The following is a 15154-nucleotide window of genomic DNA, read 5'->3' as shown; positions in this document are numbered from 1 at the left end:
GCGCCTCTCTAGTGCGAATGTCGAGGAATGCCGGCATCGCGCCGGCCGACGAGAAAGTCGAAATCGCAGCCCTTGTCGGCCTGCAGCACGCGCTCGACATAAAGGCTCTGGTAGCCGCCCTCCGGCGACGCCGGCGGCTTCCAGTCACGCCGGCGGATGGCGAGCTCCTCTTCCGACACCAAAAGTTCCAACCGGCGGCCGGCGACGTCGAGCTCGATGAGGTCGCCGTCGCGCACCAGCGCCAGCGCGCCGCCTGCGGCTGCTTCCGGCGCCACATGCAGAACCACGGTGCCGTAGGCGGTGCCGCTCATGCGCGCGTCCGAAATGCGCACCATGTCGGAGATGCCTAGCTTGAGCAGTTTGGCCGGCAGCGGCATGTTGCCGACCTCGGCCATTCCGGGATAACCGCGCGGCCCGCAGTTCTTCAGCACCATCACCGAGGTGGCGTCGATGTCCAACTCCGGATCGTCGATGCGGGCGTAGTAATGCTCGATGTTTTCGAACACCACCGCCTTGCCGCGATGCTGCATCAGCTCGGGCGTTGCCGCGGACGGCTTGATGACCGCGCCGTCAGGCGCCAGATTGCCGCGCAGGATCGAAATGCCGCCTTCCTTGGTCAGCGGCTGGCTCAGCGGCCGGATCACCTCGCTGTTGTAGTTCGGCGCGCCGTCGATCAATTCACCGATGGTCTTGGCGCTGACGGTCATGGCGTCGCGATGAAGAAGCCCCACTTCATCAAGCGACGCCATGACCGCAGCTAGCCCCCCGGCGTAGTAGAAATCTTCCATCAGGAACCGGCCCGACGGCATCAAATCGACAATAGTTGGAACGTCACGACCTAGGCGGTCCCAGTCTTCGAGGCTGAGATCGACACCGATCCGGTTGGCGATGGCGATCAGATGCAGCACCGCATTGGTCGAGCCACCGATCGCGCCGTTGACGCGAATGGCGTTCTCGAACGCTTGCCTGGTGAGGATCTCCGCGATCCTAACGTCCCTGCGCACCAGATCGACGATCTGGCGTCCGGCCATCTGGGCGAGCACGCCACGGCGCGAATCCACCGCCGGGATCGCGGCATTGTCCGGCATGCCGATGCCGAGCGCTTCGACCATGCTGGCCATGGTCGAGGCTGTGCCCATCGTCATGCAGCTGCCCGCCGATCGGCTTTGGCCCTGCTCGGCGGCGAGAAAGTCGGCAACCGGCATGCGGCCGGCTTTAACCTCCTCGGCGAATTTCCAGACATGGGTGCCCGAGCCGATATCCTGTCCGCGGAACTTGCCGTTGAGCATCGGCCCGCCGGAAACGGCGATGGTCGGCAGGTTGCACGACGCAGCCCCCATCAGCAGCGCCGGTGTGGTCTTGTCGCAACCGACCAGCAGGATGACGCCATCGATCGGATTGCCGCGGATGGACTCTTCGACATCCATGCTGACCAGATTGCGAAACAGCATGGCGGTGGGGCGCATGTTGCTCTCGCCCAGCGACATCACCGGGAATTCGAGCGGCAGGCCGCCGGCTTCATAGACGCCGCGCTTGACGTGGTCCGCCAGCGCCCGCAGGTGGGCATTGCACGGGGTCAATTCCGACCAGGTGTTGCAGATGCCGATCACCGGGCGGCCGTCGAAAGCGTCGGCGGGAATGCCCTGGTTCTTCATCCAGCTGCGGTGCATGAAGGCGTTCTTGCCCTCACCGCCGAACCAGGCCTCGGACCGCAGTTTGCGTTTGGTGTCGGTCACGATGTCTGTTCCCGTTCCTGGCGGCGCTTGTTGCGGTTTTCGACGCTGCGGCGCACGTCCTCCTCGGCATTGTCGATGAGGACCAGCAGCGCCTTTTGTGCGCCGGTCGCGTCGCCGGCGGCGATCTTTTCGGCGACTTCCCGGTGCAGCGGCAATGAGGGGCGCTGCCCTTCCGGATTGTCGTTGGAAAGACGAAAGCTCGTCACCAATGCGGTTTCGACCAGTGCCGCCAGCGAGCCGATCAGCTCATTGCCGGTCATGCGCAGTATGGTCTGGTGGAACAAAAGGTCAGGCTTGGCGAAGCGGTCGCCGTCGTCGACCACCGCCTCCATTTCGACCAGAGCTGCATTGATCTCGGCGATCTGCGATGGCGTGGCGCGCTGGGCCGCAAGCGCTGCCGACATCGGCTCGATGGCCCTGCGCAATTCGAACAGCGCCCGGACATCGTCGGCGCTGACACCGCTGGCATAGCGCCATGACAGGACGTCCGGGTCGAGGAAATTCCAGTCGGCACGAGGACGCACCCTTGTGCCGGTCTTCGGCCGCGATTCGACCAGCCCCTTGCCCGCCAACACCTTGATCGCCTCGCGCAGCACCGTGCGGCTGACCCCCAGCATCTCGCTTGAATCGTCGGCATTGGGCAGTGCCTCGCCGGGCAGGAAATCGCCTTGAACGATGCGCAATCCGATTTGCTCGACGACGGTCGCATGCAGAGCGGTGGAGCCGCTGGAAACCGCCACCGCGACTCTCGACGTACGCGCCATACTGAAAGATTTGTTATTCTTCATACTATTCATATGATATGTCTTATCGGCATTGCGATTGGAGTCAAGGGATGGGGGAGTGCCGATGACAAAGAATTCCGCTGCCGTTGCCGAGCAGCACCAAGGGCTGATCTCGATCAGCGACGGCATTGCGACCGTGGAGATCGCGCCGGCCGCCGGCGGCGCGCTGGCGTCGTATCGCTGGCGGCAAAACGGATCCGTCGTGGATTGGCTGCGCCCTGCGGATCAGGCGGCGATCGACGGCCGCGATGCCGGCGCCATGGCCTGCTTCCCGCTGGTTCCCTATTCCAATCGCATAAGGCACGGCCGCTTCGCATTCGCAGGCCGCACCGTCGAACTGCCGACCAGCCCGGACGATCCACATCATGAGCATGGCCATGGCTGGCGTCGGCCATGGACCGTCGTGCGGCACGAAGCCAGCGCCACTGTCCTATCCTATCGCCATGCCGCCGATTCCTGGCCGTGGAGCTATGAGGCAAGGCAAGAGATCTCGCTGGTCAATGGCAGCCTGATCACCGCCATCTCGCTGCGCAACCTGTCGGACGCGCCGATGCCGGCCGGGCTCGGCCTGCATCCCTATTTCCCATCGACACCGTGGACGCATGTCCAGGCGCGGGTGTCCGGCATGTGGGAGACCGACGCGGAAATCCTGCCCACCCGGCACGTCCTGCCGCCTGCAGGCTCCAACCCGACCACGGGCTTCGACGTGTCGGAGACGGACTTCGACACGGTCTTCACCGGATGGTCGCGCCGCGCCCGGATCTCCTGGCCGGAGCATGGACGGCAACTGGACATCGAGGCCGAGGCGCCACTCGATTTCCTTGTCCTCTACACGCCGCCCGGCGAGCCGTTCTTTTGCGCCGAACCGGTCAGCAACATCACCGATGCCTTCAACCGCAGGGCTGACACGGGCATCGAGGCCGGCTGTATCGTACTGGCGCCCGGGCACATGCGGTCCGCAAGCGTTCGCTTCACGCCTTCGCGGGAGATCTGATCGCCAGTCTGAGCCGCATCAACTGCTTTGCCTCGCCGCTTCGCGGATGGTCTGCAACAGGATGGAGAAGGCCGGCGAGGGCGCCGTGTCGGTCCGCATCGTCAGGCCGACCGGTCCCTTGGTTTCCTCGGTGTTGACCGGCAGGGCGACGAAGGCGCCACTGCCGAGTTCATTGGCGACGACACCGGCCGAAATGATCCAAACCGCATCGCTCTGCCGCAGGAAGGCGCGGCCGAAGGAGTCCGAGACGGTTTCGATCTCGGTTGCCGGCGCCGTCATGCCGCTGGTGATGAACAGGCGGTCGACGAAAGGGCGGATGACCGATTCCCGTGTCGGCATCAGCGCCGGGAACTCGTCGAGCCGCGCGAACACGTCCTGTCCGGGCTCAAGCAGCGGATGTCGCGCCCGCACCACGAACAGCACCTGTTCGGAGTAGAGATGCTCGAAGAAGAAGCCGGTCATGTTCTCCGGCGCCGCCAACCGTCCGACGACGAGATCGAGCGCGCCGGTGCGCAACTGTTCGAGCAGCACCGCGTTCTCGCCGGTGACGATCTTGATCGCCGCACCGGTGCTCTCTTTGAGGAACAGGCTCATGGCAAGCGGCATCACCCGCGCCGACACCGTCGGCAGCGCGCCGATGCGGATCGGGTGCCGGTTGACCGCTCCGTCCTGGCGGACGGAATCGACGCCTTGCTTGAGCGCCGTGATCGCCATGGCGGCGTGGCGAAGGAAGATCTCGCCGATGCGCGTCAGTCGGATGCCGCGGCCGTCGCGCTCCACCACCGCAACCCCCAGCGCCTCTTCCAGTTCGCGCAATGTCTTGGTCACGGCCGGCGGGCTGACATGCAGCAAGTCAGCCGCTCGCGCCACGCTCCCCTGCCGCGCAACTTCCAGGAATGCCTGCAGGTGACGGAACCGAATGCGGCTCTCGGACATGGATTCGATAACCCCTGAGTTAATGAAACGCCAAAAAATATCATTTTACCGAACCAAACGCCTTGTGCAATGTGAGGGCGGAGGATCGAAACCGTGCCATTCGTCACCATCGGCGGCATCACGCTGCACCATCGCCACATCAAGGCGACCGGCAATGCGCGCCCAATCATATTCATCAATTCGCTCGGCACCGACTTCCGGATCTGGGACGAAATTGTCTCGACGTTCGATGGTGAAATGCCGCTGCTGGTGTATGACAAGCGCGGCCACGGACTGTCCGACATCGGCGACATCAGGTCGATCGACGATCACGTCGATGACCTCTCGGCGCTCATCGATCATTTCGGCTTGAGCAAGGTCGTGCTGTGCGGCCTGTCGGTCGGCGGCATGATCGCGCAGGGGCTCTATGCCAGGCGGCCTGAAATCGTCGAAGGCCTGATCCTTTGCGATACGGCACACAAGATCGGCACGACAGACAGCTGGAACACACGCATCGCGACCGTCGAAAGCAAGGGCATCCAGGCGATTGCCGATGGCGTGCTCAAAGTGTGGTTCACCCCCGCCTTCCACGCGGCGCGTCAGGCCGAGCTCGACGGTTACTGGAACATGATGACGAGGCAAGCGCTTGCAGGTTACGTAGGGACTTGCGCGGCCGTTCGCGATGCCGATTTCACCGATGCTGCACGCCGCATCGCGGTGCCGACGCTCTGCGTCGCCGGCGACCAGGATGGCTCGACACCTCCCGATCTCGTCCGCTCGCTGGCCGCGCTGATCCCCGGCGCGCGCTTCGAAATCATCCGCGACGCTGGACACATTCCTTGCGTCGAACAGCCTGAAGCGCTCACCGCCCTGATCCGCGGCTTTATCGCGTCGCTTGCCCCTGGAGCAGAAACCCATGGATGAAGTCCCCGGCAACGCAACCAGATATCGCACCGGCCTCGCGGTGCGGCGCTCGGTGCTTGGTGACCGCCATGTCGACCGCGCCGAGGTCGCCGCCACCGATTTCGACCAGCCTTTCCAGGAGTTGATCACCGAGGCCGCCTGGGGAACCGTGTGGGCGCGGCCGGGCTTGACCAGGCGTGAGCGTTCGATCGTCACGCTGGCGCTGCTGGCCGCACTCGGCCATGATGAGGAGGTTGCTATGCATGTGCGCGCCACCGTCAACACCGGTGCCTCGCGCGACGATATCTGCGAGGCGTTCCTGCATGTCGCCATCTATGCCGGCGTGCCGGCCGCCAACCGTGCCTTCAGAATTGCCAAGGACGTGTTTTCGGAAATGGACGGAAGCCAGAATGACCGCTGAGTCCGGCTCGAACCGAAGGCCCGAGACCGGCGCCTTCTTCCAGCGCGACCGGACCTGGCATCCGCCTGTTCTGACACCGAATTACAAGACCTCCGTGCTGCGCTCGCCGCAGAAGGCGCCGCTGCCGTTCGACAACACGCTGTCGGAGATTGCAGGCCCGGTCTTCGGTCACGCCATGCTCGGCAAACTCGACGCCGACCTGATCCACAATTTCGCCAGGCCCGGCGAGAGCGCGCTCGGCGAGCGCATCATCGTCCATGGCCGGGTGCTCGATGAACGCGGCGTTGGCGTACCCGGCGCGCTGCTCGAATTCTGGCAGGCCAATGCCGGCGGCCGCTACCGCCACAAGAAGGACGGCTATCTGGCGCCGCTCGACCCGAACTTTGGCGGCTGCGGGCGCGCCATAACAGGCGAGGATGGCGGCTACGCCTTTCGCACTGTCAAGCCCGGCCCCTATCCCTGGCCGAACGGGCCGAACGACTGGCGGCCCTCGCACATCCATTTCTCGGTCTTCGGCCACGGCTTTGCGCAGCGGCTGATCACGCAGATGTATTTCGAGGGTGATCCGCTGATCTGGCACTGCCCGATCGTGCGCGGCATCCCCGACAAGGCCGCCGTCGAAACGCTGATCGCCACGCTCGACATGCAGGCGACGATCCCCTTCGACGCGCGCGCCTACAAGTTCGACATCGTGCTGCGCGGGCGCCGCGCGTCGCTGTTCGAAAACAGGCTGGAGGGCAATTGATGGCCCAGTCGCTCGACCGGCTCAGGGAAAGCCCCTCGCAGACCGCCGGACCTTATGTTCATATCGGGCTGACGCCCAATTTCTGCGGCATCGGCGGCGTCTATGCGACCGACCTTGGTGCGACCATGGTCAACGACAAGACCAAGGGGGAGCGCATCGGCCTGCGCATCCGGGTGCTCGACGGTACCGGCACGCCGCTCAAGGATGCGCTGATCGAGATCTGGCAGGCAGATGCGGATGGGCTCTACAATTCGCCGGCTGAACTGCGCGGCGCGGCCGATCCGAACTTTTTCGGCTGGGGCCGTTGCCCGACCGACATGGACACCGGTCTGTGCACGTTCGAGACGATCAAGCCGGGCCGCGTGCCGTTCAGGGACGGAAGCCTGATGGCCCCGCACATCACCCTCTGGATCGTCGCGCGCGGCATCAATCTCGGCCTGCACACACGGCTGTATTTTTCCGATGAGGAAAAGGCCAATGCCGGGGATGCGATCCTGGCGCGCATCGAGCACCGCGTCCGCGTGCCGACGCTGATCGCCGAGCGCAACGGCGATATTTATGTTTTCGACATCCATCTCCAGCGGGAGAAGGAAACGGTCTTCTTCGACAGCTGATGGTCAGGAGGAGCAGGATATGACCGTATCGCCCTTCGACCATCCACTGCTCTCCGCTCTTCTCGGCGACGAGGAGGCGAACCGGCATTTTTCCATCGAGGCGGAAATCGAGGCGATGCTTGCCTTCGAGCGGGCGCTGGCGCAAGCGGAAGCTGAAAACGGGATTATCACCAAGGATGATGCCGCCGCGATCGTGGCCGCACTTGCCACATTCCGGCCCGACACCGCCTTGCTGCGGGCTGCCGTCGCCAAAGACGGCGTCATTGTGCCGGAACTGGTACGCCAGATCAGGGCGGCGGTCGGCGAACCGCATGGCGACAAAGTGCATCTCGGCGCAACCAGCCACGATGTCATCGATACCGGCCTGGTGTTTCGGCTGAAGTCCATCGTCGAGCATCTCGGCCTGCTCCTGACCGAGACCATTATACGGCTCGTCTCGCTCGAAGAGCGGTTTGGCGGCAGGGCGCTGACGGGAATGACGCGCATGCAGCCAGCCATTCCGATCAAAGCGGCCGACCGCGTCAGGACGTGGCGGGCGCCACTGCAACGGCATCAGGAAAGATTGTCGGAACAGTCGAGGCGTCTGCTGGTGGTGCAGTTCGGCGGTGCCGCCGGCACGCTGGAAAAGCTAGGCGACAAAGGTCCGGCGGTGCGCGCAGCACTGGCCGCAAAGCTCGGCCTTGGCGACGCCCCGCATTGGCAGAACCAGCGTGACGCACTCGCCGATTTCGCCGGCCTGATGTCGCTGCTATCAGGCAGCCTCGGCAAATTCGGCCAGGACATCGCGCTGATGGCGCAAGGTGGAACCGAGATCGAGCTTTCCGGCGGCGGCGGCTCTTCGGCCATGCCGCACAAGCAGAACCCGGTGAAGGCCGAAGCGCTGGTGGCGCTTGCCCGCTTCAACGCCACGCAGCTTGCGGGCATGCATCACGCGCTCGTGCATGAGCAGGAGCGCTCGGGCGCTGCCTGGACGCTGGAATGGCTATTGCTGCCGCAAATGGTCATCGCGACGGCCGCGTCGCTCCGCCTTGCCGCTGAGCTGGCCGCACAGGTCGAAAGTCTCGGCCACTGATGCGCACGCAAATCGTCATCGTCGGGTCCGGACCGTCCGGCCTGCTGCTTGGGCAGCTTCTGGCCGGCATCGGCGTCGAGACGGTCATTCTGGAACGCGCGAGCCGCGAGCACGTGCTTGGCCGAGTGCGGGCAGGGGTGCTCGAACAGGGCACCGTCGAATTGCTGGAACAGGCCGGCGCGGCGGCAAGGCTGCACGCGGAAGGACTGCCGCATTCCGGCATCTCGCTCGCCTTCGACGGACGCCTGCACCGCATCGACCTCGAGGCACTGACCGGCGGCAGGCATGTCACCGTCTATGGCCAGACCGAGGTGACGCACGATTTGATGGACAAGCGCGATGCGGACGGACTGACCACGATCTACGAGGCGGCAAATGTCGCGTTGCACGATTTCGACGGCGCCGCACCTTTCGCGACCTATGACAAGGACGGGGTCACGCATCGCATCGATTGCGACTTCATTGCCGGCTGTGACGGCTATCACGGCGTCAGCCGCAAATCGGTGCCCGAGCGTGCGCTGAAAATCTTCGAGCGGCAGTATCCGTTCGGCTGGCTCGGCGTGCTGGCCGAAGTGCCGCCGGCCGATCACGAACTGGTCTACGCCAATCATGAAAGGGGTTTTGCCCTGTGCTCGATGCGCTCGACGCACCGCAGCCGCTATTATGTGCAGTGTCCGCAGGACGATCGCGTCGAAGCCTGGCCGGACGAGCGCTTCTGGGACGAGCTGCGCCGCCGCTTGCCCGAGCAGACGGCGGCAAGCGTCGTCACCGGCCCATCCTTCGAGAAATCGATCGCGCCGCTGCGCTCCTTCGTTGCCGAGCCGATGCGCTTCGGCCGGCTGTTCCTGGTCGGCGACGCCGCCCACATCGTGCCGCCGACCGGCGCCAAGGGTCTGAACCTCGCTGCCAGCGACGTGCGCTATCTCTTCTCGGGTTTGTGCGACTTCTATCGCGACAAATCCGCGGCTGGCATCGACTGCTATTCGCAAAAGGCGCTGGCGCGGGTCTGGAAGGCGGTTCGCTTTTCCTGGTGGATGACGACGATGCTGCATTGTTTTCCCGACACCGCCGAGTTCGGCCAGCGCATCCAGGAGGCCGAGCTCGACTATCTCGTGCAGTCGCGTGCCGCATCGACCGCGCTCGCGGAAAACTATGTCGGCCTGCCCTATTGAGGGCTGCGGATCATCCGGCGCCTTGCTGCCTGGCAAAATCCAAAAGCATCGGGCGCTGCCCCTTGAGGATTTTCACCTCGGCCTCGGGCAAGGTGAACCAGCCCGCTCTGTCGACCTCCGGGAACTCCTTCAGGGATCCCGACCTTGGCGGCCATTCCATGGTGAAAATGTTGCTCTTGATGGCGGCCACGTCGATGTCGATGGTCGCCTCGACAGACCAGGCCGAGACGATCTTGCCGCCGGGTTGTTTGTAGTCGCCGAGCCGCGCGAAGGGACCATCAACCTTGACGCCGAGCTCTTCCTCGGTCTCGCGTTGCGCTGCCGTCAACTCATCCTCATCCTCGCCGACGAGACCCTTCGGCATCGACCAGGCGCCATCGTCCTTCTTCGCCCAGAACGGCCCGCCCGGGTGAACCAGCAACACCCTGAGATCGCCATCGCTGCGGCGATAGATCAGCAATCCCGCACTGCGTTTTGCCATTTTTGTACGTCCATTTGCGAAGCCGGCAGCCTGCTGATGGTCCTTGAATCGTTGATGCGAACCTTGCACTAGGGGATTGCGACGCTATGTCAGGCGCGTCTGCATTGCACCTCGGTCGCGAGTCCGGCAATCTGATACCATCGCTTATTTGGCGGCTCGAAGGCTAGGTGACGATGCAACTCGGTCTTATTGGCTACTATAGCGACTTCGTGGTGTATCCGCTGGTGATCGCCGTGCTGGCAGTGGCCGGGCTGCTCGAGGCTGGCGAAGAGAGTGCGCCAGGCTGGATCGGCACTGTCCTCGCCTGTCTCGGCCTCTGGACGCTGATCGAGTATGTGCTGCACAGGTTCGCTCTTCACCATATTCCTTACGTCAAGGACCTGCACGACCGTCACCATGTCGAGGAACGCAGTTCTGTGGGCACGCCAACCTGGCTCAGTCTCGGCGTGCATGCGCTGGTCGCGTTTGTGCCCGTTTGGGTGGTCTCAGATTTCGCCACCGCGAGCGCGGTGAGCTGCGGGTTGATGCTGGGATATCTGTGGTACATCAGCATCCACCACATGATCCATCACTGGCACCCGGCGCATCCGAGCTATCTCTATACGCTCAAGCGCCGTCATGCGGTGCATCACCACATCGACGAAACGGCCAATTTCGGTGTGACTTCGGCATTCTGGGATCGCGTTTTCGGCACGGCGCAGCTCTGAAGTCCTCAGTCCTCGCCGTTCAGCGCCTCTTTCCGCGACCGCCGGAAGTCTTGGCTCCGCGAGGCCCGCTCTGGACCGGCGTGTTGTTCTGGTTCTCGTCGGACAGTTTTCGCCAGCGGGCAAGGCGCTCCGGGTCGAGCGTCCCCGCCTTCAAGGCAGTCTGAACCGCGCAACCCGGCTCGTGCACATGCGTGCAGTCGCGGAACTTGCAGAGCGGTGCAAGCTCGGTGATTTCGGCAAACAGCGTGTCGATGCCGTAGCCGACATCGCTGACCTGCAGCGTCCGCATGCCCGGCGTGTCGATCACCCAGCCACCGCCGGCGATGGAATGCAGCGATCGCGACGTGGTGGTGTGGCGTCCCTTGGAATCGTGCTCGCGGATGCCCCCGGTCTGTTGCGGCGATTGCTGCGCCGATCCGGCCAGCGTGTTGACCAGCGTCGATTTGCCGACGCCGGAGGAGCCGATCAGCGCCACCGTCTGGCCGACACCGCACCAGGCAGCCAGGACGGTTGCCGCATCCGATGTGCGGGGGTTCAGCATCACCACCGGCAATCCACGCTGCAACGCCGCAGCTTGCTTCTGGTAGGTCTCGGCGTCTTCAGCGGTATCGGCCTTGGTCAGCAGGATCACCGGCGTCGTTCCGGCCTCGTTGGCCAGCGCCAGATAGCGCTCGAGCCGGGCGGGATTGAAGTCGGCATTGCACGAGGTGACGATGAACAGCGTATCGACATTGGCCGCGGCAAGCTGCGGCACCCTGCCGCCGCCCTGGGTGCGGCGTTCCAGCACGGTCTTGCGGGTCAGGCGGCGCTTCACAAGGTGTTCATGCCCATCGACCAGCACCCAGTCTCCGACGGCATAGTCACCGGTGTTTGCCTGCGCCGCCAGCGTCAGATCGACCGGCCCTGCCTGGGACAGGCCGGTCAGGCGATCGCGGTGGACGGTGGCGATCCGCGTCGGGACAAGATTGGCTTCGCCGGGCTCGAGCTGGTCGCCGAAAAATTCGGTCCAGCCCAGGCTGGCGAGCGATGGCGTGGAGTGATCCGTCACGGCTTTGACCACGGCGTCACGGACATTGGACGGTATCCCTGGCAGGGGGGGCGAACGGGGTGGGGTGATTTCCAAGCCGTGTATGGGCGGCATGGCGACATTTGGCAAGCAGGCCCGTAGCTGAGGGCTGAGCGGCAAGCTTCTGCAGCCCTTCGTCGAACTGACAATGAAGTCCATGACGCCATCAGTTTTGAAGCGTTAACAAATAATTTGACGCATGGAATATTTTTGCGTTCTATTGGGAACTGTGAAAATTGACTGAATAAGTTCCGTCAAGCATTGTCGCATCCGGTCAACGGCCGCATGACTGTGGGCGGGGCCGATCGTTGGCAGGGGATCAGGAATATATCGATGGCGGAGAAGACGCACCGCACGATGGACGACTTCGCCCAGGCATGCGGCGTGTCGCGCCCGACGCTGTCCAAATATTTCGACGATCCGGCGAGCGTGAAGCCAGCGACGCGGGCGCGCATCGAAGCCGCCCTGCGTTCCTCGGACTATCAGCCGAACCTTTTCGCCCGCAATCTCAACCGCAAGCGCACCCGCAACATCGGCATCGTCGTGCCGACGATCACCGATCCTTTCTACGCCGAGATGGTCAGCCGCATCGAATTTCGTTGCCGCGACGAAGGCTACTGGCCGATCGTCATTTCCTCGCATGGCTCGCCGAAGCTGGAGGCGGAGTCGGTCAGGACGCTGCTGTCGCTGAAGGTGGCCGGCGCGATCATCGCCCCGCTCGGCCTTGCCTCCGACCGCAGCGTCTTCGACAAGCTCGGGCAGGACATTCCGATCGTCTATTTCGACACCTATATCGAGGGCGATACGCCGTTCGTCGGCAACGACAACCGGCAGAGCGTGTCGACCATCGTCGACTATCTCTGTCGCTCGGGCGAACCGCCGGTCTATCTCGACATTCCGCATGTCAACCACAACTCCGGCGAACGCCAGGAGAGCTACATCGTCGCGATGGAGACCGCCGGCTTCAAGCCGGCCGTCATCGAGGCCGCGCGCGATTACACCTGGGACTTCGAACGCATCGGCTACGAGCAGACGGAAAAAATGCTGGAGGCCGGGACCTTGCCCGGCCGCACCATCCTGTGCGCCAACGATCGTCTCGCCTTTGGCGTAATGGCGGCCGCGTACTCGCGCGGCCTGAAGGTCGGCCGCAGGCCCGATTGCGATCTGCGCGTTGCCGCCCACGACGACCATCCGCTGAGCCGCTACACCTGTCCGGCGCTGACCACCATGGCGCAGGATTTCACCGCCATGGCCGGCCGCAGCGTCGAGATCCTGCTGGCCCTGCTGGACGAGGCCGATCCGCCGAAGCAGGGCATGGCGCGCACCGTCAAGCTCGGTGCCAACCTGGTGATGCGTCAGTCGGCCTAACCGGTCGACGTCGATCCCTCGAAGTGGCGCCAGGCCGTCACCCCCTCGACCACCGCTTGCCGGGCGGCGGGAATATGGCGTCCCATCGAGACGAAGCCATGGATCTGGCCCGGCCATTGCCGCAGGATCATAGGCACGCCCGCGGCCTGCAGGCGCGCCGCATAGGCTGCCCCTTCGTCGGCCAGGATGTCACAGCCCGCAAGCGCCACGAATGCTGGCGCGACGCCGGCAAGATCAGGCGCCAGCAAGGGCGAGACGCGCCAGTCCATGATATTGTCGGGCGTTCGCACATAATGGTCGCGGAACCATGCCATGGTCGTCGCGGTAAGGCCGAAGCCGTCGCCGAAACGCCGGTAGCTGTCCGATGTCTGCCGCGCGTCGGTGTTGGGATAGATCAGGATCTGCGTCGCAAGTGGTGGAGCGAGCCCATCGCGTGCGAGCAGCGCCAGCACTGCGGCAAGATTGCCGCCGGCGCTGTCGCCGGCAACACCAATGCGCACCTTGTCGATGCCCAGGTCGACGGCATTCTCGGCCATGAAGCGAAGTGTCGCCAGGCAATCCTCGAGCCCGGCGGGAAATTTGTGCTCCGGGGCCAGGCGATAGTCGGGGCAGACAATGACGGCGTTGCCGAGATTGGCCATCAGGCGGCAGATCTCGTCATGTGAATCGAGATTGCCGATGACCCAGCCGCCGCCATGCAGATAGAGCAGCGCCGGCGCCCCGCTCGGCAGTGCGTCGATGCCGCGATGGATGCGGACAGCGATGGGGCCGTTCGGCCCGTCGATCTGCTGTTCAAAGGTCGTCGCGACCGGCTCATGCTCACCTTGCAGCGTCGGGAACGAGGCGTTGTAGGCAGCTCGCGCCGCCGCCACGCTGCCGGTCTCGAATGGCTTGCCGCCGGCTGCACGAGCCATGTCGAGGACGCGCAGCGCATCCGGATCGAGCGTCATGATCATACCCTCAGGCCAGCAGATCGCTCGCCTCTTCCTCGGTCAGCAGGGCCGGCTGGACGACATCGCCCGCGATGGCGACCGAGCCCTGTGTTTCACCGGAGCGCAGGATAGCCTCCATGATCTCCAGCACATGCAGCGCCAGATTGCCGGAGGCGCGTGGCGTGTTGCCGGTCTGAAGCGAGCGCACCAGATCGGCGACGCCGAGCATGCGGTAATTGGCGCGATCGGGCGCCGCATAAGGCCAGTTGCGGGCGCCATAGAGTTCGCCTTCGCTGGCGAAATCCCTCCAGTCGGTGCCGCGTTTCGACAGCGACACGGTGCCGCCGAACGTGTCGGGGTCGGGCAGGCGCAGCGAGCCTTCCGTGCCGTGCAGTTCGATCGGATGGTTGGAGTGGCGAAAGACATCCCACGAGGCGCCGAAGGTGACGGTTGCGCCGGAGCGGAACTCCAGCAGCGACAGCACATTGGTCGGCGTGCCGACCTTGAATGTGGTGTTCTTGAATGGCCCTTCGGCAGTGATCAGCCGCTCCTCCTGGCCGCGCGTCGCCATCGCCATGACGCGTTCGACCGGGCCGAGCAGATTGACCAGCATGGTCAGATAGTAGGGGCCCATGTCGAACACCGGGCCACCGCCTGGCTGGTAGTAGAACTGCGGGTTGGGGTGCCAGTGCTCCATGCCGCGGCCCATCATGAAGGCGGTGCCGGTGACCGGGCGGCCGATGGCGCCGTCATCCATCAGCCGGCGGGCGCGGCGTCCGGCTGCACCAAGGAAGGTGTCGGGCGCCGAGCCGAGCAGCAGCCCGCGCGACCGCGCCTCGTCGACCAGGCGCCGTCCATCGGCGGCCGAGGTGGCGAGCGGCTTTTCGGTGAAGACGTGCTTGCCGGCCGAAAGGGCGGCAAACGAAATGTCGAAATGCGCCGCCGGAATGGTCAGGTTGAGGACGAGATCGATCTCGGGGTCGGCCAGCAGTGCATCGACGCCGAGTGCCCGTATGCCATATTCCTTCGCCCGCAGCGCCGTCATGTCGGCCGAGATATCGGCGCAGGCGCGCAACTCGATGCCGCCGAAGAGAGCGGCATTGCGCAGATAGGTCATCGAGATATTGCCGCATCCGATGACGCCGATCCCGAGTTTCGTCGTTGATATCCCGTGCATTTTCGATCGTACCTCCCAACGCGGTCACCGTCTGCCGAATCCGCCCAGAAGTAACGGATCGCCTTC

16 protein-coding genes are annotated in these 15154 nt (G+C 64.3%); 9 read left to right on the top strand and 7 right to left on the bottom strand.

Going from position 1 to position 15154, the window contains the following annotated elements:
- Nucleotides 1-8 precede the first annotated feature (8 nt).
- Together RPF88_RS15640 and RPF88_RS15635 are read right to left on the bottom strand one after the other, a co-directional pair.
- Nucleotides 9-1736: an IlvD/Edd family dehydratase gene (locus RPF88_RS15640; RefSeq protein ID WP_063167577.1), complete on the bottom strand. Its 1728-nt coding sequence runs from the start codon at nt 1734-1736 to the stop codon at nt 9-11.
- A complete protein-coding gene (locus RPF88_RS15635; protein ID WP_082826662.1) occupies nt 1733-2476 on the bottom strand; it encodes a FadR/GntR family transcriptional regulator in 744 nt (247 codons plus the stop codon). The genes RPF88_RS15640 and RPF88_RS15635 overlap by 4 nt, the downstream gene beginning before the upstream one ends.
- 109 nt (nt 2477-2585) lie before the next feature.
- Between RPF88_RS15635 and RPF88_RS15630 the strand changes: the two genes are divergently transcribed.
- Nucleotides 2586-3515, top strand: coding sequence for an aldose 1-epimerase (locus tag RPF88_RS15630; RefSeq protein WP_063167579.1), 930 nt, complete (start codon nt 2586-2588; stop codon nt 3513-3515).
- A gap of 18 nt (nt 3516-3533) precedes the next feature.
- Here RPF88_RS15630 and pcaQ read toward each other — a convergent pair whose 3' ends face one another.
- Nucleotides 3534-4451 carry a pca operon transcription factor PcaQ gene (pcaQ, locus tag RPF88_RS15625; protein ID WP_063167580.1) on the bottom strand — a complete coding sequence of 306 codons (918 nt, stop codon included), beginning with the start codon at nt 4449-4451 and terminating at the stop codon, nt 3534-3536.
- Nucleotides 4452-4544: 93 nt separating this feature from the next.
- On the opposite strand from pcaQ, the gene pcaD reads away from it, so the two are divergent.
- The 6 genes from pcaD to pobA are packed head-to-tail and all read left to right on the top strand — an operon-like array spanning nt 4545 to nt 9357.
- The gene (pcaD, locus tag RPF88_RS15620; RefSeq protein ID WP_063167581.1) at nt 4545-5354 is read left to right on the top strand and encodes a 3-oxoadipate enol-lactonase; all 810 of its coding nucleotides are present in this window, start codon (nt 4545-4547) and stop codon (nt 5352-5354) included.
- A complete protein-coding gene (pcaC, locus tag RPF88_RS15615) occupies nt 5347-5754 on the top strand; it encodes a 4-carboxymuconolactone decarboxylase (RefSeq protein ID WP_013532963.1) in 408 nt (135 codons plus the stop codon). The genes pcaD and pcaC overlap by 8 nt, the downstream gene beginning before the upstream one ends.
- Nucleotides 5744-6499, top strand: coding sequence for a protocatechuate 3,4-dioxygenase subunit beta (pcaH, locus tag RPF88_RS15610; protein WP_013532962.1), 756 nt, complete (start codon nt 5744-5746; stop codon nt 6497-6499). The genes pcaC and pcaH overlap by 11 nt, the downstream gene beginning before the upstream one ends.
- Nucleotides 6499-7113, top strand: a complete 615-nt coding sequence (gene pcaG / locus RPF88_RS15605) for a protocatechuate 3,4-dioxygenase subunit alpha (RefSeq protein WP_063167582.1) — start codon at nt 6499-6501, stop codon at nt 7111-7113. The genes pcaH and pcaG overlap by 1 nt, the downstream gene beginning before the upstream one ends.
- Before the next feature lie 19 nt (nt 7114-7132).
- Nucleotides 7133-8185, top strand: coding sequence for a 3-carboxy-cis,cis-muconate cycloisomerase (locus tag RPF88_RS15600; RefSeq protein ID WP_063167583.1), 1053 nt, complete (start codon nt 7133-7135; stop codon nt 8183-8185).
- On the top strand, nt 8185-9357 hold the full coding sequence (gene pobA, locus RPF88_RS15595; protein ID WP_063167584.1) for a 4-hydroxybenzoate 3-monooxygenase: 1173 nt from the start codon (nt 8185-8187) through the stop codon (nt 9355-9357). Before RPF88_RS15600 ends, pobA begins: the two co-directional genes overlap by 1 nt.
- 10 nt (nt 9358-9367) lie before the next feature.
- On the opposite strand, the gene RPF88_RS15590 is transcribed toward pobA, so the two are convergent.
- The gene (locus RPF88_RS15590) at nt 9368-9838 is read right to left on the bottom strand and encodes an NUDIX domain-containing protein (protein ID WP_027163879.1); all 471 of its coding nucleotides are present in this window, start codon (nt 9836-9838) and stop codon (nt 9368-9370) included.
- Nucleotides 9839-10011: 173 nt separating this feature from the next.
- Here RPF88_RS15590 and RPF88_RS15585 point away from each other — a divergent pair, with 173 nt between their 5' ends.
- Nucleotides 10012-10545: a sterol desaturase family protein gene (locus tag RPF88_RS15585; protein ID WP_027163878.1), complete on the top strand. Its 534-nt coding sequence runs from the start codon at nt 10012-10014 to the stop codon at nt 10543-10545.
- A 19-nt stretch (nt 10546-10564) separates the two neighbouring features.
- Here RPF88_RS15585 and rsgA read toward each other — a convergent pair whose 3' ends face one another.
- Nucleotides 10565-11605, bottom strand: coding sequence for a ribosome small subunit-dependent GTPase A (gene rsgA / locus RPF88_RS15580; RefSeq protein WP_063167585.1), 1041 nt, complete (start codon nt 11603-11605; stop codon nt 10565-10567).
- 339 nt (nt 11606-11944) lie between these two features.
- On the opposite strand from rsgA, the gene RPF88_RS15575 reads away from it, so the two are divergent.
- Nucleotides 11945-12979, top strand: a complete 1035-nt coding sequence (locus RPF88_RS15575; RefSeq protein WP_063170181.1) for a LacI family DNA-binding transcriptional regulator — start codon at nt 11945-11947, stop codon at nt 12977-12979.
- Here RPF88_RS15575 and RPF88_RS15570 read toward each other — a convergent pair.
- Nucleotides 12976-13929, bottom strand: coding sequence for an alpha/beta hydrolase (locus tag RPF88_RS15570; protein ID WP_082826663.1), 954 nt, complete (start codon nt 13927-13929; stop codon nt 12976-12978). The two genes, RPF88_RS15575 and RPF88_RS15570, sit on opposite strands and share 4 nt — an antisense overlap.
- A gap of 10 nt (nt 13930-13939) precedes the next feature.
- Nucleotides 13940-15088, bottom strand: coding sequence for a Gfo/Idh/MocA family protein (locus RPF88_RS15565; protein ID WP_013532953.1), 1149 nt, complete (start codon nt 15086-15088; stop codon nt 13940-13942).
- Nucleotides 15089-15154: the final 66 nt, after the last annotated feature.

Source organism: Mesorhizobium sp. ISC11 (assembly GCF_037162595.1).
In the GTDB taxonomy this organism is placed as follows: Bacteria; Pseudomonadota; Alphaproteobacteria; order Rhizobiales; family Rhizobiaceae; genus Mesorhizobium; species Mesorhizobium ciceri.
Note: the sequence above shows the minus strand (reverse complement) of the source record. Positions and strands in the feature narration are given on the sequence as shown.